This window comes from Photorhabdus aegyptia (assembly GCF_000612035.1).
Classification (GTDB): domain Bacteria; phylum Pseudomonadota; class Gammaproteobacteria; order Enterobacterales; family Enterobacteriaceae; genus Photorhabdus; species Photorhabdus akhurstii.
The window spans coordinates 1-17818 of the sequence record NZ_JFGV01000008.1; the positions used below are offsets into that span (position 1 = coordinate 1).

Here is a 17818-nt window from a genome sequence, read left to right on the forward strand (position 1 = left end):
GGCGTTTGGATAATGTGATAACGTTGTAACCGCTAAATTAACGTGACACAGAATTCTGAACGCCCTCTCCAAAAATGATGACGATGCTCAATCCAAACTTCGAGCGTGTCTAGAAAGCAATAAAAGCTCATCTTACCTGATGAGCTTTTATTATCCGTGAAAATGATTTTGCTAGAGCCACGTGTCATGATGAACGATGATATTATTCATAACTAACCCCTACATCACTCGCATTCAGATTAATATCCTCAGTCAACGCTTTACCATTTATTTTACGGCTATTGGAGACTTTACCATCAAGATTCCCACGCAATAAGTTGAGGCATTGGGAATTTCTGCGGTGACTTTTTGTTTTAACGCTTGATTTAATTTGGCGGTAAGTTTAGCTATATCACCATCATCTAAAACATCATCGCCAGATTGTGTCGCGATAAAATTAGCTACCACAGAGGCTATTGTTGATGATTGGCGTAATGCCTTATTTAATATATGAGTAGAGATATTTTCTGGTGGAAATCCTTCCTGTAAACTCTTATCTGTTTCATATTTTTCTTGACTTACCACATTAGCATTATTACTAATCACTCCCTTGCCGTCGCGATCCATCTTGAAATCCATAGGGTATAGGTGTCCGCCTGTTTAACCAATATGTTGTGGGGCGCCGCTAGGTATACACGCAGGTATGATTGCTGGCGGACGTGCAGATGATGGCGTAGTCCCGTTGTCGATCTGTATTGTTGCTTTACTCTCGCTTACCGGCAATTTGATACTTTTGGTTGCCGCGGCCGTATTACCATATTCGTCTTTAGAAATAACAATCACGAAAAGTGTTTCTGCGGCTAATGCTGTGATGTTGTAGTATTTTTTGGTGTCAACTTTCGCCTGCCAGTTAACCAAATCGCCATCAAATGGTATCTTTATCCCATTAACATAAACACGCGTTGTCGCAATTTTACTTGTATCCTTCGCCGTACCAGAAATTGTCAGCGTAGTACCGGCAAGAGATGCATTCAATACTAACATCGGGGGCAGCTTATCTGTACGTTGCACCGGTGGTACTGTTTTTCCGTCTGAGTAGTCCAGTATTTCGTCGGACAATCGGGGAACCCGGGTTGCTAGGGTTCTGTTATTGGTGGCGAATTCATAAGCGTATGCGTACCGAAGCAGATCGTTGTCGCTGTAAGCTGGGCCAATGAATGTTAAGTTAACAGGAATACCCGTATCCTTCATGGTCCCCATGCTTACTGAAACACTTGGGATGCCCAAGTGACGGAGAACATAGTTGGTGTTCGAGTAAAAGTTACCGTTCTGCCATGCTTCTTCGTACGAGACATCATTGATATCTGCGTTAGCTTTACCGATGTTGCCGTTTGCGGGAAAAACAATGAGATCAAGTTTCTCCGCCTTCATCCAGTTCTCAAGGTCTATCTTTCGCGTTTCTTCGAGGCCGCGGAGCATAGCCGCAAAACCCGGTAGTTTCTCGATGGGCTGGACTCCAGCTTTGATTGTGTCGATGAGCAATTTATAATCTGAATCTCGATTAAATCCGCGACATGCATCGACGGATGCTGGCGGATTTGGAAATACTGTCGCCGGGTCAATCTTAGTCCAAGAAGGGAAATTTGGGTCTCCTACGCTCTTGAGGAACTCTTCGGCCGCATAGGAATTTATGTAGTTAAACTCCAATTCCACCCAGTTGAGCGGAATAAGTCCGCGCTCTTCCATTGTTCTGGTACCTACACGGTCCCCCTCATAATTATTCTGGAGTGGGAAATCGATTTCAATCACCTCAGCGCCAAGCGTACGAAGGTCGGCAGCAGCCTTATCCCAAAGTTCAATGATAGACGGCCTGACGCGAACGGGATCACTGCCGCCAAAATCTTTGCCAATGTACATCTTTGGAACGCCAACTCTTCGTCCTTTCAGCGAATTTGGGTCCCTGAGTTCAAGATAGGTTTTAGGGCGTATTGAAGTCACCGCAGGGAGTTTGACAACCTTCTGATGACGCCAGAGGTCTCCCTCTGTGATTGGATCATCAACTACTACCACATCCAGGACTCGAAGCATATCCTCAACAGTACGTGTATGCGGGACAACCACATCACGTATAGGGTACAGAGGCCAATTGCCTCGGGTTGAGATCAATCCACGTGAAGGAGTATAGGCCGCCAGAGCATTATTAGAAGCAGGTGAACGACCAGACGACACGGTTTCCTCTCCCATACCGAAGGCCGCAAAATTTGCGGCCGTTGCAGTAGCCGAACCGTTCGATGAACCGGAAGACCATGCGGCCGTAAGATAGTCGGCGTTGTAGGGACTTTCCGCACGACCATAAACACCTCGCTGCATTCCCCCGGCTGCCATCGGAGGCATGTTGGTCTTTCCGATGAGAACTCCACCAGACTCCCGAATCTTTTTAACCGTGAAGGCATCATCTTTTGCCATCAGCTTTTTAAAGGCGGGCGAACCCGCCGCTACGGTGAGACCAGCAACCATATAGCTATCCTTAACAGTGTAAGGGATTCCGTGAAGAGGCCCGAGTATTATGCCCTCAGACCGCAGACGGTCTGCCTCCGTAGCCTCCTCAAGCACTCTTGGATTTAAGACAGGAATAGAGTTCAGTTTTATGCCATTGAGATCGTAGGCATATACTCGGTTCAGGTACATTGTCGTCAATTCGACACTCGACAACGCACCAGCCTCCATCGCTTGCTGCATCTGTTTGATGGTTGCTTCTTGCAACGAAAAAATCCGCGTGTTGGATGCATCAGTCGTTGGCATAAATACCGCGCTAATGAATAATGAGCCCATCACTACTAGCACGCTGTTGGGTATGTTCCCGGTGAACTTCCTTAACCAGAACAACCACGCATTACATGTAATAGATCGGCCTGACCGAATGGCGGTTATACTTTCTAAATTCATAATTAATCTCCAATAATGGGTGAACTGAATGTGGTTAAATTAGAACTTAAATATGAAGATAAATAAGTCATTACGCCATTCGGAAAAGCAAACTTGACAAAATTAGGGATTATTCCATTAGACCCCTAATACAGAGTTTTTGAATCCAAGATATTTTCTTGTGCCATTATTATGCTGCTTTTACGATGTAGTTAAATGCGATATTTCGTGGTCTTGACACTCCTATATAGTTCTTATCTACTGGCCCGGTATTACCATTAATAAATTGAACTCTTGCTGAAATATTGTCATCTTGGGGAGTATCCCATTGTAATTTTGTAAGACCATTGAGTGCAAAGGTAATAGTATTAGCATCAAGACTTTGTAGCAAATAAGACCCTTCTTGCCATGACAATAATGAACGAGATGGATCTACCCCTCTATTATCATCCCAACCACGAATAAATTCACCTCTTAAATCAGGTAATCTGCCATCAGGATAAGCTTCTGCTAACTTCGGATACTGTAATATATTAAAAGCGGAACCATTATTTCCACGCAATGAATTGATGATTTCCTGAACTAGCTTTTGTGTCACGGCCAATGTCTCATTATTGCCAATTTCATTGGTCAGTTGAACAATGCCTTTTTGTGTTAATGAGGCATTGGGAATTTCTGCATCACCATCATCCAGAACATCATCATCAGATTGTGTCGCAATAAAGTTAGCGATAACAGCGGCTATTGTTGATGATTGGCGTAACGCTTTGTTTAATATATGTGTAGAGATGTTCTCTGGTGGAAATCCTACCTGCAAACTCTGATTTTCCTCATATTTTTCTTGACTCACTACATTAGCATTATTACTAATAGAAAAAGCTTTAAAATCATTTTTTTGGCTCATATTCCCCTCTTGAATTAAACTTTTTTCCCATGTAATCAATATATTAAATTATCGTATCGATAACTCTATTTATTGGTGCTAATCATAGTCTAGTTAAAAATAATAATAATGGATTATTTTTATAAATTACATGGTTAATTATTTTTGTATAAGTGATGGATAAACAGATTAATGAGTGTGAGTTATTGCCTTTCTATTTTTCTGGAAAGTTAATGTATAAAATAATAAAATTAAAATATGAAAATATTTTTATTTGAATAATAACCAAAAGAAAAACAGGATAAAATAGATAGTAATGACTGGGTAAATGTTTTTTCAAATTTGAAAAATGACATTTCAATGTTCTGCTTTGATTTTATTTTTAATAAATATATCAATATGCATGTTCATTTCTTATTTAATATAAGCATGCATATTTAAATATTTCACCGTCCTTAAACCCAGGGATTTAATATTGGTACACCGGTCAATTCAAAATCAATCACATTTCGTGTGATGACAGTCATACCATGAACCAGCGCGGTGGCGGCGTAGATGACGTTCAAATTCAGCCAACGCACCAAACAAGTGAAAAACGTAGGTTTTCTTTACCTAGTAGCAAAGCGGAGATTTCATGATATAGTATTAAAAGGTATTACCTTCTAATATTTAGGTGGAAGAAAATGGCAACCTCAGTAAAACTTGATGATAACTTGAAAAGTCGGATCCAGTATTTGGCAGAAGTGCGGCATCGTTCAGCTCATTGGATAATGCGTGAAGCTATACGTGACTATGTAGAGCGTGAAGAAAAACGTGAAGCTTTCAAACAGGATGCATTGCGTGCCTGGGAAGCGTATCAAGAGAATGGACTACACCTGACACTTGAAGAAGCGGACGACTGGTTAGCTAAGCTCGAAGCAGGAGAAGATGCGGAGTTACCTGAATGCCACGTTTGATTTGGTCTCCACCTGCTCTCTCTGATATACAGCGGCTCTATGGTTTTCTTGCTAAAAAAGACAAAGACACTGCTCGTCGAGCTATTAAAACAATACGTGCTGGCGTGAAAATGCTGGCACGTCAACCTGAAGCGGGACGCCCTGCTGACGATATGGATCCGGAATTCCGAGAATGGCTTATTGATTTTGGAAGTAGTGGCTATATCGCCTTGTATCGGATTGAGGGTGAAACAGCAACAATTTTTGCTGTACGGCATCAAAAAGAGGCCGGATATTAAAATCAGACAGATGACTGCTAATGAGAAATAATCACTACTACCGGTTTTATCACCTACTACCCAACATGAATATTTAAATATTTCACCGTCCTTAAACCCAGGGATTTAATATTGGTACACCGGTCAATTCAAAATCAATCACATTTCGTGTGATGACAGTCATACCATGAACCAGCGCGGTGGCGGCGATTAGTGCATCACGTTCTGAGCATGGATCAGGGACATGCAACCGGGCACACCGCTGAGCTACAGCCGTATCTACTGGCAAGATCCGACCAGTAAATTCCGGTATTACATGGTGGTTGAACCATGAGCGCAATAATGCCCCCTGGGTTATGTCTCGTCGTTCAATCTGTAAGATGCCGGTTTCCAACTCCATAATAGTAATGGCTGACAGGAAAAGCTTCGTTGCATCAACACTTTCAGCCCATGCAGCCACACCGGCATTAGCTTTACCCGTTCGAACTTTCCGAAGTTCGGAGACAATATTAGTATCAAGAATATACATCATGAGAAATTGGCTGGACGGCTATTGATAACGACACGTGGTGGATTGAATTCAATATCTTCAACACCGGGCATTGCTAAAGCATCAGCGATGTTTCTACTCTGCTTGGTGATTCGTTGGTATTCCTCAATGGTTAGCAGGACATGTGCCGGTTTGCCACGATCTGTGATGAACACTGGACCGCTTTTAGCTGCTTTTTTTGCCCCGCTGACATCCTGATTGAGCTGCCGACTCGATAAGGTTGTGATTGACATGGTGCACCTCGATATAATAGCTAATTTATGTAGGTACGTTACTACATATTGCTAAGGGGTGCAAATTTTAGTCATTCACCCTCTTAGCATCCCAGGAAAAATTAGGTTAAGTGTGCCATCACCAACCGCGTAGCCGAAGCAAGTACATCACGGCGTGATTCGGCATCTTGCTGAGGTTGGGTAAAGTAAACTGCCAGAACCACAGGCGCCCCCTTTGGCGGCCAAAGTACGGCGACATCGTTAGTGGTGCCATAATCACCACCACCGGTTTTATCACCCACTACCCAATCGGCTGGAGCACCGGCACGAATACTGGCATCTCCGGTGGTATTTCCTTTAAGCCAGACGATTAACTGTTCCCGTTGTGGAGCTGCAAGTACCTCTCCAAGCACGATTTTCCTCACGCTGGTCGCCATTGCGGCAGGTGTTGTGGTATCTCTGAGGTCACCGGGAATGGCACTGTTTAAATCGGGTTCACAGCGATCGAGTCGAAATGCAGGATCATCAATACCTTGAGTAAAGTGATTTACAACCTCTAATCCCCCCAATTCTTTAATCAATAGATTTGCTGCGGTGTTATCGCTGTATTGCACTGTTGCCGCACATAATTGTGCAACGCTCATCCCTTGATTTAAATTTTTGCGCGCAATGGGAGCATAAGAGAGTAAGTCGGACTCACGGTAGTGAATATGTTTTGCTAGCAATTCAGATTGGGACATGCTTTTGTGTAATACCGCTGCAACAAGTATCAGCTTGAAAGTACTACAGAAAGGAAAACGCTCATCCCCTCGGTACTGAATTTCCTGACCGTTGACAGTATTAATCAGCGTCACACCTAAACGACCTTTTGTACTGTTTTCCAGTTCGGCAAGTTGTTTATGCAGGGATGAGGGAGTGGCGCTAGACCATGCCGGAAAAGCAAAGTTGATCAATGGAAATGTGATACCGGCTAATAATAACGAACGCCGCAACGGAGAGTGTTTCATATTTGGATCTCGTAATATGGATAATAAAAAAACGCATTATAGAGAGAAAAAAGTAATGTCGCACTATTTTTAATAATATTTTATTATGGGGATTTTTATCATGATAAGCATTGTGTTTAATCTGAGATATAATGTGAAATAATATTTCATTTAATGCTGTGGTAATTGTAATTAGAAGATTTAGAATTATTTTTGTTATTTTTAATTAATTTTATACCCTGTGTAAAAAATTAAATTCAATAACTTATTATAAATGTTCCACATTACTTATGGCTGTGATTTTACGCTAATGAAATGGTAATATTTTATTGATTTTTAAGTATTTTTAATTTAATTTGTTGTATGAATATAAAATTAAAATTTTATCAAATAAAACTAATTTAAAATAGTAAGCATTAAGAATATAAATACAGATTTATCATTGCAATTTAATAAATATAACTATTAACATAATACAATTATAATCTTATTTTAAAGTCTGTTTTTAAATAAAAAATCAATGTATTGTATTTGTGAATTGATTATTAAAGAAATTATATTGAAAGAGTAATAACAACTATTCTAATCAATAAGAAATGAATGTCAGTATTATGCATTAATTTGAATGGGTTTTAATTTTATTTTTCTAACCAATTAAGTGAGTCAGCGATAAATTTTTTCATTTAATTTAAATATCCATATTTATTTTATATGTATTAAATGGAATTAACCGATCTCCCTTTATAATATTGTGAACTATAACTATCCATTAATTTAGTTACTTTTAAAAACTATCAACAATGATATAGATATATTTAGTATGTTTATTCTCACCCGCGAGATCATTTAGCATATAAACTTAATTTATTCAATTAAAGATTTGTAAAAATATTAAATTTTCATTATGGCTCACTAATTTATAAATTTTTAGACAATTACTCTTTAAATGATCTACATCAATCTATACTTACCTAGCTGGTTAATATTTTTAGAACACTTTTTTAACCTTATTTTAACTTAACAAGGATATGCATCATGGGTGTTTTTCAGTACAAAGACTTTGATAGCGCTACTTCCAAAGAGTTGTTTTCCGACGCAAAAACTATCTCCGGATATGCTTATCATAATCTGGGTAGCGGATTTGCTGAGGGGTATTACAATTATGGTTTTGGTTTAGGGATGCCATTAACGTTGCTGACCGCAATTCTCGGCAGCACGACATCGCAGGGCATCACGCCTAAATTGCCTTGGAATCCAGACGCGGAAAAACAGGCACAAGATAAACTCAATGAATCAGGATGGTTTACTATCAGTGCTGATGAGTTAGGCTATCAGGGTAGAACTGATGCCCGCGGTACTTTTTTTGGCGAAAAAGCAAGTCATTCCACTGCTCAGGCAGAGGTAATGGGAAAATATGATGCTGATGGTAATTTGATTTCTATTGGCATTGCGTTTCGCGGTACGAGTGGTCCTCGAGAGTCAGTTATTACCGATACACTGGGCGACATTATGAATAATGTGCTGGTGGCTTTAGGTAAGAAAGACTATTCGAATGACTACGCGCCAAACGCTTTTGGCCGGCTGCTGGACCATGTAGCCAATTATGCCAAAGCTCACGGTTTGACGGGCAATGACGTTGTGGTCAGCGGCCATAGTTTGGGTGGGTTAGCTGTGAATAGTATGGCGGAGTCTAGCGATACGAAATGGGGGGGATTCTACTCCCAGTCGAACTATATCACTTTCGCTTCGCCATCACAGTATGAGAAAGGTAACAAGGTGCTGAATGTAGGATATGAAAATGATCCTGTATTCCGCGTGCTCAACGGTACCAGTGTTGATGCGAACTCTGCGGGCGTTCACGATGTACCAAGAGATTCGGCTACAAATAATATTGTTAATTTTAACGATCACTATGCATCAGACTGGTGGAATGTACTGCCCTTCTCTATTGCTAATCTGTCAACTTGGGTTTCGCATGTGACGCCATTTTACCAGAGCGGCATGCAACGTATTATGGAGTCAACGTTCTACGACCTAACACATAAAGATTCGACTATTGTTGTCAGCAACCTTTCCAATGTCACCCGTGGAAATACTTGGGTGCAGGATTTGAATCGGAATGCTGAGAAACACACTGGCAGTACTTTTATTATTGGTACCGACGGCAACGACCTGATTAAAGGTGGTAAAGGAAACGATTATTTGGAAGGACGCGATGGCAATGATATATTCCGCGATGACGGCGGATTTAACATGATTGCCGGGGGGAAAGGCCATAATACTTTTGACTTACAGAAGTCACTAAAAAATGCAGAAATAGCCTATGACCAGGCAGGTACATTGTATGTGCGTGATGCACAAGGTGGTATCACAGTTGCTACTGATATTTCCACTATAAGAAGTAAAGAAAGTACCTGGCTGTTTTTGACTAAACAGGTGGATTCTCAAGTCAGGGCCGATGGTTTGTATTCCAACAGCGGATTGAAGACGAAATACGCCAATTCAGTAACAGGCAATGATGGGAATGATACACTGACGTCTAAAACTTCCGGTAGTTGGCTGTTTGGTCTGGATGGTGATGATACGTTGATCGGCTTCGGCAATAATAATGTTTTTGTCGGTGGTGAAGGTAACGATGTCATGAAAAGTCAGGGTAATAACAATACCTTCTTGTTCAACGGTGATTTTGGGCAAGATATCATCTATGGCTACAATAAGACTGATAAACTCGTGTTTTTGGGTACCGAAGGCAGTAGTGATAAAAGTAATTATCTGGATCATGTCTCTATGGTGGACAATGATCTGGTATTTACCTTCGGCCAAAACTCAGTCACTTTGGTTGGCGTCAGCATGGACAGTTTGTTGGTGGATAATATAATACTGGCGTAACATATAAATTATGCGATATCCCTACCTGTAAAGTGGCCATGTTAAAATGGCCATCTTGGTTTAGGAGTCAATTGAATAGCTAATTCCCGGCTACGATATTTTCTGTTAATAAGGTGTGACCAACGGCATATTTCGCCTGCCATGCTTTAGGATTGATCAAATAATGTTGCCGGAAGCGTTTAGAAAAGTGACTTGGGCTGGAATAACCTACTGCGGTAGAAACATCAATGACACTCATTCCTTTTTTTAGTAAATCTTCTGCGGTTGTCATACGGACATTCTCCAGATATTGATGGAAAGTACGAAAAACAACCGCACGAAATCCCTCTTTTAATTTCCGTTCATTCAAGCCAACTGCTCTTGATAATGATTTTATCGTCCAAGGGGAATGATAATCACTGTTAATTATTTTTATTGCATTATAAACAGCACGGCGTTGCGACCCGCTGATCACATTATACTGGCAGTCATAAACCTGAGATGCTACACAAGCGAGTATCTCTAACGCTTTTGCTTTTAAATAAACCTTTCTTACATTGCCACTTAATTGGCACTCTTCTATTTGATTCACTATCTGCATAAATGGTGGGTAAATGGGACATGCCATCATCAATGCATCACTGTAGCTGGCGTTCTTCTCAAAACCTGCCGCTAATTGGGTGAAAGGGGGTAATTCCTGAGCTTCAATTTCGTTCAATGAGAAACGAATATCGAGAATATGCCATGAGCCGCAACCAAAGAAGTTCATGCCACGCGTCATTTTAGGTGAATGGAAAAATATCATCATTCCCGAACTGATATCTAAAACATCACCATTTTCAATCGCCATTTTCCCTCTCCCGTTTAAAATAAACGCAATTGATACCGTTGGCGGCCCTTCACAATATTCTGTGACATCCTTGTCGAGCTCAAAGCGAATTCGGTTTATATGAATTCCGTCAGATAATTCCTCAATCAATAAGGGAGTATTTGTATTATTTTTCTCCGCATGCGAATGCATGCAATTGCAATGGTCAGCCGTGAAAACTCCTAATTTCTTGCTATAGATCGTCTTCATGAGATCCCCTGTAAAATTAGCATCGGATACCGGTTAAAAAGTGTTTTCTCACTTAAAACAGTGCGTTTTGCATATTAAAGACATTATATTTTTATTTTATATATATATGCATATTGTGAATGTCACTCACTTTATCATTAATGATAATCATTATCAATAGTGCGTAATGCGCTACTTTTGTCCCTATTCCGTTAGCCCTGATGGAATATTATCGATAGTCTCCCGTTATGTTTTTTGTTTTACCATGTTTAATTTTTGTAAAACATGATCTTAAACAGTGCATAACGAGTTATTTATATGAAAAAAAAATACGCTAAGGCGTCTGTTTTATGTTGTTTAATTTCGCCTGTTGTATGGGCAGAACATTCGCCTGGTGCGACAGAGGATTCTTTGATTGTAACGGCTAATAAACGAGAAGAAGCGTTAAATAAAGTGGATGGTAGCGTTTTGGTTAGAACGGGTGAAGAACTTGTTCAAGCCGGTATCACTCAAGTGCAAGATCTTGAGCGTGCTTTTCCCGGCTTACAAATTCGTTCACGGGGGAACCGAACTTATTCAGCAACAACCATTCGAGGTATTAGTTCGCCGGATTTCTATTCTCCTTCTGTTCGAATTTATGTCGATGGCGTTCCTCAGGATCACCAGTTCTTAACACAAGAATTAATCAACGTGGAGCGTGTGGAATTATTACGCGGTCCGCAAGGGACTTTATATGGCGGAAATGCGCAAGCGGGTGTTATTAATATCGTCACCCGTTCGCCGCAAGAAGGCCCTTGGCTAAACCTTTCCGGTAATTACTCTAAGCTGAAACAAGGCGGTTCTTTCAGCGGATCGACTCCGCTTATTGAAGATATCCTTTATGGAAGTATCAGTTTGCGTTGGGTAAAAGAGCCTGGACAAATTGATGCACCTAATAGAGGTAATAAAAATGTTGATTCCAGCAAAACTTGGCTCGGTCGAGGGCAACTGACATTTGCCCCAGAAGATTCTTCATTCAGTGCTGAACTTAGCTTTGCTCATGAAGATCTCGATTCCCATGAAGAGCTCTATTTAAACGACGAACAATTCAGTCGGAAAGAATATGATGGCCCTATCCCTGATTTAACCCGGCGAGTTGACAGTTATGCATTCAAGGCTGAATATGATTTCGGCGACAGTGTATTAACCAGTGTGACTTCTTATCAGGATCGCGATATTTACCGTGATTTCATCGGGGGTAAATGGAAAGAGAAACACCACGCCACCACGCAAGAGCTGCGTTTGAACTCCAATTTCTCAAATGGGATTACCAGCGTTCTCGGCGGCTGGTTTTCAGATGAAAAGAATAAACATCATACCAGTGGTTATCTCGGTTACTATGGCGATGCGGCTAACACAATAAAAGCAAAATCGCTGGCACTGTTTGGTGAAGTGAAATTGCCCTTTGCTTCTCAGTGGGATTTGACCTTGGGCGGTCGTTTGTCCCATGAAAAATCGCAGATAGATTATGCAGGCCGTTCTGGCATGATGGCGCTCGAAGCTTTTGATAACCAGGTTTCCAGCAATGAGTTCACACCTAAGGCCGCATTAGGTTGGCAATTGACGCCAGATACTCGTTTCTATATCTCCGCTACTAAAGGGTACAAACCCGGTGGATTCAATAACATTGTCTCCTCCGCCAATGATAGAAAACCCTACAATACTGAAACCTCAGATAATTATGAGCTTGGTTGGCATACCTCGTTCTTTGATAACGCAGTGACATTAGACAGCGCTGTTTACTACATTCGTTCGAAAGATAAACAAATTTATGTTGGTCCGATCGGTGCACAGTTTATACGCAATGTGGGTAAAGCAGAGAGCAAAGGCATTGAGTTGAGTAGCCAAATTAAGCCAATGAAAGGGCTGAAATTTTCTCTTGGGGGAAGTGCAGGCAAATCAAACTTCATTGATGCAACCGATACAGAGAATGGCATAAGTTATGACAATAAACGTCTGCCTTATGCGCCAGATGTCATGCTTAATGCAAGTTTTGACTACTTGATTGATCAAACGTTGTTACCCGGTAACCTCTATTTAAATGCCGGTGCCCGTTACTATTCTAAAAGCTACTTTAATGAAGCGAATACCCTTGAACAGGGAGGATATACCCTCTATGACGCTTCATTAAGTTTAGAGATGGCGCATGGGGTTAATGTAAAACTCTATGGCGAAAATCTGGGTGATAAAAAGTATCGCGTCTCCAGTTTCACCGTGGGGCCAAATACACTCAGTATGATCAATAAAGGCTTGAATGTTGGGCTGGATGTGAGTGTCTCGTTATGACGCATAATATCTCCCATCCCCGTCATATATCGTTACTACTGTTGACTTTGGCGGGGGTTTACACCCTCCAAAGTACTATCGGCATGTTAACGTTACAAAGTATGCCGGCGTTTTTACGCAGCCACGGTGTAACCCCAGATAAAATCGGCTTACTCTACTTGCTGATGTTGCCTTGGGCGTTCAAATTCCTTTGGGCGCCTATTATAGAGCGCTATCGTAAATCTGGTTCGGGGGATACAAACCCCCGCCGTATCATGATCTGCGGTAATCTGCTAATTACATTGCTTTTTTGTTCAATGTCACTGGCAAGACCTGCCGAACATATGCCGCTGATTATTGTTGGTCTGTTTCTGATCACAATTTGCCTGACTGTGGTGGATACCACCACCGATGGTCACGCTATTGACCGGTTACCACCAAAGCACCGCCCTTGGTGTAATGTTATGCAAGTTGGCGGCGGTTATTTGGGCTCCATCATTGGCAGTGGTCTGTTTCTATACCTTGTTTCACTGTATGGTTGGCACATTGGCGCCGGAGTGTTAGCCATAGTGATTCTATTGATGTCATTGCCTGCCCTATTTTTACGGGAAACACAGGTAGAAAAAGCGCAGACGGTTTTAAAAGCCCCGGTTGCTGCTCCTTCTCTCAAAAATGCCCTCCGCCGGGCGCCGGTTAGACAAGCACTGGTTTTGATATTGTTGTGTATGATCGGTACGCGCCTTTCACTCGGTATGCTGTCGCCCTTTTTGATCGATCGCGGTGTGGATTTAACTCAACTCGGTATCATTGCTGCCAGTGGTGGTGCATTAGCTGGATTATCTGGTGTGCTGCTTGGTGGTGTCATTGTACGTAAATTCGGCGCTGTCCAGACATTACTGGCTATCATGCTGCTTGAATCTATCGTATTAGCCTGCATTTTCTGGCTTGCCAAGCAACCAGAAGCGCCGTTATCCCTGCTTTCAGCCGCATATGTCTTCATCACGTTGATCACTGCCGCCAAATTTGTTGCGCTGTATACCCAGATGATGTCGCTTGCAGCAGGTGCTCAGTCTGGTGTGGATTTTGCGTTGATGCAATCCACGGATATGGGCGTTGCAATTATCTGTTCTATGTTGGGGGGATTGATAGTGACTAAAGTAAGTTACGCTACCCTTTTCATGCTAGCACTTATTTTCACCTTCACTGCCCTGTTCTGGACATTGCGTAAATTCCATGATTTCCAAAGGGAGAATGTGCATGCATAGCCATGATACTTCTGTTCAGAACTCACCGGAGCAACGTGCGGCTGATGCCGGCGTTGTTAAAGAGTTATGGTGTATGATGCGCCCATACCGCACGCTGAGTTACGTCGCTATCGCACTTGCTATTCTTTCCGCCGGTCTGCAAATGTTACCGGCGGCGGTTGCCGGGCTTATCACCCAGTCTATCTATGATGGGCAATATGACACGCTATTGAATTATGGCGTCATGTTATTGGGATTCACGTTTGCCGCTATGTTGACCTTTAGTGGTTCAACGTTTTTTGCTCATTTGATTGCCGCTGATGTACAGGCTGATGTTCGCCGCAATATCAGCAGCAAGTTGAAGTCTGTGCCTTTGGGTTTTTTCATGCTGACTGACAGCACTGAAATAAAAAAGATGATGCTAGATGACGTCGAGCAACTTGAAGATGGTATTGCCCATATCATTCCAGAGATGTCAGCTACCTTGTTTGGGCCATTGATCGCATTAAGCGTCATGCTGGCCATTGATTGGCGGTTAGCCTTGGCGGCATTCGCGCCAACTTTGGGCGCCTGCCTGTTATTCGTCTATATCCAGATGAAGGTGCAAACGACAACTCAGCGTTTTTATGCCGCCCAAAACCGTATTGCTTCAACAATGGGTGAAGTTATTAATGCGATTCCGGTGGTTAAAACCTATTCAGGCGGCAAGGTTGCGTTGCAACGCGCTGAGGAGGCTTTCACCGCTCTGACACGGATTATTGATGTCTGGGTTGAGAAAGTACAGGTCAAATCCAGCCGGTTTTTCGTGTTATCCAGTGCTAACCTGTTGTTTGTCCTCCCTTTGGCGGTCTGGTTATTAAATCAACAAGAGATCACTTTATTCGAATTCACTTTTTTTATTCTGGCGGCAATGGCATTCGGCAATATTGCCTCATCCATGTTTGCTGTGATGACACGTTTGCAACAGCAAGAGGCGTTAATCACACGTTATCGTTGGTTAATGAATCAACCTGAACTAATGCCTTGTACTCAGAGCCAAACACCTGCGGATCACAGCGTTGCTTTGCATAATGTCAGTTTCTCCTACCAGGATGAACAGGAAAATGCATTGAATAACATTTCATTTTCTATCCCGGCGGGAAGTTCATTAGCCTTAGTTGGCGCCAGTGGCTCGGGTAAATCGACTGTCGCGAGTCTTATCGCACGTCTTTGGGACCCTCAACACGGTCAGGTGACTATCGGCGGTGTTGATATCCGTCATATGGATGAACCGACGCTACGTAATAACGTCTCTTTTGTTTTCCAGCGTGTGTTTCTGTTCAACGATACGGTGGCTAATAATATACGACTAGCCCGTCCTAATGCTTCACAGGCGGAAGTTGCAGCGGCGGCTATCGCAGCGCAAGCAGATCAATTTATTCAACAATTACCACAAGGCTACGACACCGTACTGAACGGCGGTGTGAGTTTATCGGTAGGAGAAAAACAGCGTCTTGCCGTTGCCGCCGCTATTCTGAAAAACGCACCAATTCTTGTATTGGACGAAGCGACAGCCTATGCCGATCCAGAATGTGAAAAAGAGATGCAACAGGCGCTCAATGCCTTATGCCGCAATAAGACAGTGATTGTCATTGCTCATCGCCTGCCGACTATCTGTCATCTTGATCGAATACTGGTTTTAGATAAAGGACAGATTATCGAACAAGGCACCCATGAGGAACTGGTCGCACAGCAAGGAGCATACGCCAGACAGTGGGCTGCTTGGCGGGGAGAAAAAACCGGGACAGGAGCAAATTATCATGGGGCTATTTAATCGTCTCCAGCAACATCTATCACCAAAACTGCAAAGAGTTTGGTTCAAGGGGTTGTTATATAAGCAGTTGGATACCGTTGCGATTATGGCTCAACTTGCTATTGCTGCCTGGGCTATTACCCATCTGGGGGAAAGTGACAACGCAATGCTGCCACTTATCACTTTGGGGTTACTGGTTATTCTGCTGTTGCTGCGATTTACTTTTATGGCTCGCGCATTACGTAAACTCACCATTGCCGCCTATGGTTTAGGCATAGAAATTCGTCGCGCTCTGCTACAACGCCTTGTCAGTATATCTGTCGCCACGATTCGAGGGCTAAGTGCCGGAAAGATAGCGCTGACATTATCTGAAGATGTGCAATGGCAGGAAAATCAGTCAGCCTATACCACACCGCAAATTGCCTGTCAGGTGATGATGCTGACCCTTATCTACCTGGCTTTATTCTGGTTCGATTGGGTGGTTGGCAGCAGTGCATTATTGGTGCTGATGGTTGGGATGTTCATCCTAGGGGCTATCCGTAAAAAACTGAATGAAATATTGCGCTTGCGTGCCGCTATGATGGCTGATGTATCCGAAGCTATCGTTGAGTACGCCCAAGGTATGTCCTTTATTCGTGCTGCGGCAGCTACCACGACGGTAGAACAGCGTTTTGACCGCGAAATCGATCAATTACGGGTTGCATTCCGCCGTGGGGTGTTCAGAAGTATTCCGCTATTGAGCTTGTTTTACATCATCATTGATACCAGCGTGGTGGTTGGCATTTTGGCTGGCGCCCTGCGCTTTAATTCACCAGAAGCATTAACACTTTCTGAAATGCTTATCACGATTTTGTTGTTGTTTGCCACAATTACCCCCCTACGTGGGATCATCCCCCTGCTCAATATCACAGCCTTAACGCAAGTAGGTGAAACCCATATTGCAGAGATAGAAGCTGTTGCAACCCAATCTTCCGGGCCACTAGCCGCGCCAGACAAATATGATGTTGAAGTTAATAACATTTCGTTTAGCTATCCAGGTACGAATCAACCCGCTATCCAAAATGTGTCGTTTTATGCGCCGCAAGGCAGTATGACCGCCATTGTCGGGCCCAGTGGCAGTGGGAAATCCACACTGGCTTATCTATTGCTCTCTTTCTATCAACTGGATAAGGGGGAAATCCGTCTCGGTGGAAATGATATCCATCATTACCAAACTCAGGCACTGTATGACACTGTGACTATGGTATTTCAGGAAACCGCACTCTTTCAGGATACTGTTGCTAATAATCTCCGGTTGGGTGATCCCAATGCAACCCAGTTAGAACTGGAGCAAGCTGCTCGCCTTGCCAATATTCACGATACGATTATGGCATTGCCACAAGGGTACGATACACCGCTAGGCGTGGATGGCGGTACGTTGTCTGGTGGCGAGCGTCAACGTCTTGCCATTGCCCGCGCCATCTTAAAACAATCTCCGGTTTTATTCCTCGACGAAGCGACGGCTTCTCTCGATCCCGAAAACGAACAGTTGATACAACAGGCGTTTGATTCTCTTACCCGGAATAAAACGGTCTTTGTTATCGCTCATCGGCTAAGCACGATAACCCGCGCTGACCAAATATTGGTGATGGATCATGGAACCCTTTGTGATAATGGAACTCACGATGAATTGTTAGGACGTTGTTCACTTTATCAATCTCTTTGGAAAAACCATCTCGGCTCAGAAGAGCATTGGCATCTAAACCCAAATAAGCCAAATAAGGTGTAACCCCCACCGTTTCGTAACCGTCATTATTTATAGGATA

At 42.7% G+C, this 17818-nt stretch carries 14 protein-coding genes; 7 read left to right on the forward strand and 7 right to left on the reverse strand.

From position 1 onward, the window contains the following. Positions 1 to 267: 267 nt before the first annotated feature. From BA1DRAFT_RS03450 to BA1DRAFT_RS03460, 3 genes are all read right to left on the reverse strand, one after another. A complete protein-coding gene (locus BA1DRAFT_RS03450) occupies positions 268 to 606 on the reverse strand; it encodes a hypothetical protein (protein WP_321192522.1) in 339 nt (112 codons plus the stop codon). 33 nt (positions 607 to 639) lie between these two features. Beyond that, on the reverse strand, positions 640 to 2781 hold the full coding sequence (locus BA1DRAFT_RS03455; protein ID WP_200868758.1) for an amidase: 2142 nt from the start codon (positions 2779 to 2781) through the stop codon (positions 640 to 642). A gap of 313 nt (positions 2782 to 3094) precedes the next feature. Beyond that, positions 3095 to 3808: a phage tail protein gene (locus tag BA1DRAFT_RS03460; RefSeq protein ID WP_036776092.1), complete on the reverse strand. Its 714-nt coding sequence runs from the start codon at positions 3806 to 3808 to the stop codon at positions 3095 to 3097. A gap of 662 nt (positions 3809 to 4470) precedes the next feature. Between BA1DRAFT_RS03460 and BA1DRAFT_RS03465 the strand changes: the two genes are divergently transcribed. Both BA1DRAFT_RS03465 and BA1DRAFT_RS03470 read left to right on the forward strand, forming a co-directional pair. After that, positions 4471 to 4743, forward strand: coding sequence for a CopG family ribbon-helix-helix protein (locus tag BA1DRAFT_RS03465; RefSeq protein WP_036776093.1), 273 nt, complete (start codon positions 4471 to 4473; stop codon positions 4741 to 4743). Continuing rightward, on the forward strand, positions 4731 to 5021 hold the full coding sequence (locus BA1DRAFT_RS03470; protein WP_036776094.1) for a type II toxin-antitoxin system RelE/ParE family toxin: 291 nt from the start codon (positions 4731 to 4733) through the stop codon (positions 5019 to 5021). The genes BA1DRAFT_RS03465 and BA1DRAFT_RS03470 overlap by 13 nt, the downstream gene beginning before the upstream one ends. Before the next feature lie 91 nt (positions 5022 to 5112). On the opposite strand, the gene BA1DRAFT_RS03475 is transcribed toward BA1DRAFT_RS03470, so the two are convergent. From BA1DRAFT_RS03475 to bla, 3 genes are all read right to left on the reverse strand, one after another. Then, a complete protein-coding gene (locus BA1DRAFT_RS03475; RefSeq protein WP_036776186.1) occupies positions 5113 to 5529 on the reverse strand; it encodes a type II toxin-antitoxin system VapC family toxin in 417 nt (138 codons plus the stop codon). Then, the gene (locus BA1DRAFT_RS03480) at positions 5529 to 5783 is read right to left on the reverse strand and encodes a type II toxin-antitoxin system prevent-host-death family antitoxin (protein WP_036776095.1); all 255 of its coding nucleotides are present in this window, start codon (positions 5781 to 5783) and stop codon (positions 5529 to 5531) included. Before BA1DRAFT_RS03480 ends, BA1DRAFT_RS03475 begins: the two co-directional genes overlap by 1 nt. 101 nt (positions 5784 to 5884) lie before the next feature. Beyond that, positions 5885 to 6769: a class A beta-lactamase gene (gene bla / locus BA1DRAFT_RS03485; RefSeq protein ID WP_036776096.1), complete on the reverse strand. Its 885-nt coding sequence runs from the start codon at positions 6767 to 6769 to the stop codon at positions 5885 to 5887. A 1014-nt stretch (positions 6770 to 7783) separates the two neighbouring features. Here bla and BA1DRAFT_RS03490 point away from each other — a divergent pair. Continuing rightward, positions 7784 to 9637, forward strand: coding sequence for a polyurethane esterase (locus BA1DRAFT_RS03490; RefSeq protein ID WP_036776097.1), 1854 nt, complete (start codon positions 7784 to 7786; stop codon positions 9635 to 9637). A 79-nt stretch (positions 9638 to 9716) separates the two neighbouring features. On the opposite strand, the gene BA1DRAFT_RS03495 is transcribed toward BA1DRAFT_RS03490, so the two are convergent. After that, complete coding sequence (locus BA1DRAFT_RS03495; RefSeq protein WP_036776099.1) at positions 9717 to 10694, reverse strand: helix-turn-helix transcriptional regulator; 978 nt, start codon at positions 10692 to 10694, stop codon at positions 9717 to 9719. A gap of 297 nt (positions 10695 to 10991) precedes the next feature. On the opposite strand from BA1DRAFT_RS03495, the gene BA1DRAFT_RS03500 reads away from it, so the two are divergent. The 4 genes from BA1DRAFT_RS03500 to BA1DRAFT_RS03515 are packed head-to-tail and all read left to right on the forward strand — an operon-like array spanning position 10992 to position 17781. Then, positions 10992 to 12998 carry a TonB-dependent receptor gene (locus BA1DRAFT_RS03500; RefSeq protein WP_036776100.1) on the forward strand — a complete coding sequence of 669 codons (2007 nt, stop codon included), beginning with the start codon at positions 10992 to 10994 and terminating at the stop codon, positions 12996 to 12998. Further along, a complete protein-coding gene (locus BA1DRAFT_RS03505; RefSeq protein WP_036776101.1) occupies positions 12995 to 14242 on the forward strand; it encodes an MFS transporter in 1248 nt (415 codons plus the stop codon). Before BA1DRAFT_RS03500 ends, BA1DRAFT_RS03505 begins: the two co-directional genes overlap by 4 nt. Continuing rightward, positions 14235 to 16034, forward strand: a complete 1800-nt coding sequence (locus BA1DRAFT_RS03510) for an ABC transporter ATP-binding protein (RefSeq protein WP_235200960.1) — start codon at positions 14235 to 14237, stop codon at positions 16032 to 16034. Before BA1DRAFT_RS03505 ends, BA1DRAFT_RS03510 begins: the two co-directional genes overlap by 8 nt. Continuing rightward, on the forward strand, positions 15934 to 17781 hold the full coding sequence (locus tag BA1DRAFT_RS03515) for an ABC transporter ATP-binding protein (RefSeq protein ID WP_235200961.1): 1848 nt from the start codon (positions 15934 to 15936) through the stop codon (positions 17779 to 17781). The genes BA1DRAFT_RS03510 and BA1DRAFT_RS03515 overlap by 101 nt, the downstream gene beginning before the upstream one ends. Positions 17782 to 17818: the final 37 nt, after the last annotated feature.

Coding starts and splice junctions, on each gene's coding strand:
- BA1DRAFT_RS03450 (WP_321192522.1), bottom strand. CDS start 606: ATGGATCGCGACGGCAAGGGAGTGATTAGTAATAATGCTAATGTGGTA.
- BA1DRAFT_RS03455 (WP_200868758.1), bottom strand. CDS start 2,781: ATGCCAACGACTGATGCATCCAACACGCGGATTTTTTCGTTGCAAGAA.
- BA1DRAFT_RS03460 (WP_036776092.1), bottom strand. CDS start 3,808: ATGAGCCAAAAAAATGATTTTAAAGCTTTTTCTATTAGTAATAATGCT.
- BA1DRAFT_RS03465 (WP_036776093.1), top strand. CDS start 4,471: ATGGCAACCTCAGTAAAACTTGATGATAACTTGAAAAGTCGGATCCAG.
- BA1DRAFT_RS03470 (WP_036776094.1), top strand. CDS start 4,731: ATGCCACGTTTGATTTGGTCTCCACCTGCTCTCTCTGATATACAGCGG.
- BA1DRAFT_RS03475 (WP_036776186.1), bottom strand. CDS start 5,529: ATGTATATTCTTGATACTAATATTGTCTCCGAACTTCGGAAAGTTCGA.
- BA1DRAFT_RS03480 (WP_036776095.1), bottom strand. CDS start 5,783: ATGTCAATCACAACCTTATCGAGTCGGCAGCTCAATCAGGATGTCAGC.
- bla (WP_036776096.1), bottom strand. CDS start 6,769: ATGAAACACTCTCCGTTGCGGCGTTCGTTATTATTAGCCGGTATCACA.
- BA1DRAFT_RS03490 (WP_036776097.1), top strand. CDS start 7,784: ATGGGTGTTTTTCAGTACAAAGACTTTGATAGCGCTACTTCCAAAGAG.
- BA1DRAFT_RS03495 (WP_036776099.1), bottom strand. CDS start 10,694: ATGAAGACGATCTATAGCAAGAAATTAGGAGTTTTCACGGCTGACCAT.
- BA1DRAFT_RS03500 (WP_036776100.1), top strand. CDS start 10,992: ATGAAAAAAAAATACGCTAAGGCGTCTGTTTTATGTTGTTTAATTTCG.
- BA1DRAFT_RS03505 (WP_036776101.1), top strand. CDS start 12,995: ATGACGCATAATATCTCCCATCCCCGTCATATATCGTTACTACTGTTG.
- BA1DRAFT_RS03510 (WP_235200960.1), top strand. CDS start 14,235: ATGCATAGCCATGATACTTCTGTTCAGAACTCACCGGAGCAACGTGCG.
- BA1DRAFT_RS03515 (WP_235200961.1), top strand. CDS start 15,934: ATGAGGAACTGGTCGCACAGCAAGGAGCATACGCCAGACAGTGGGCTG.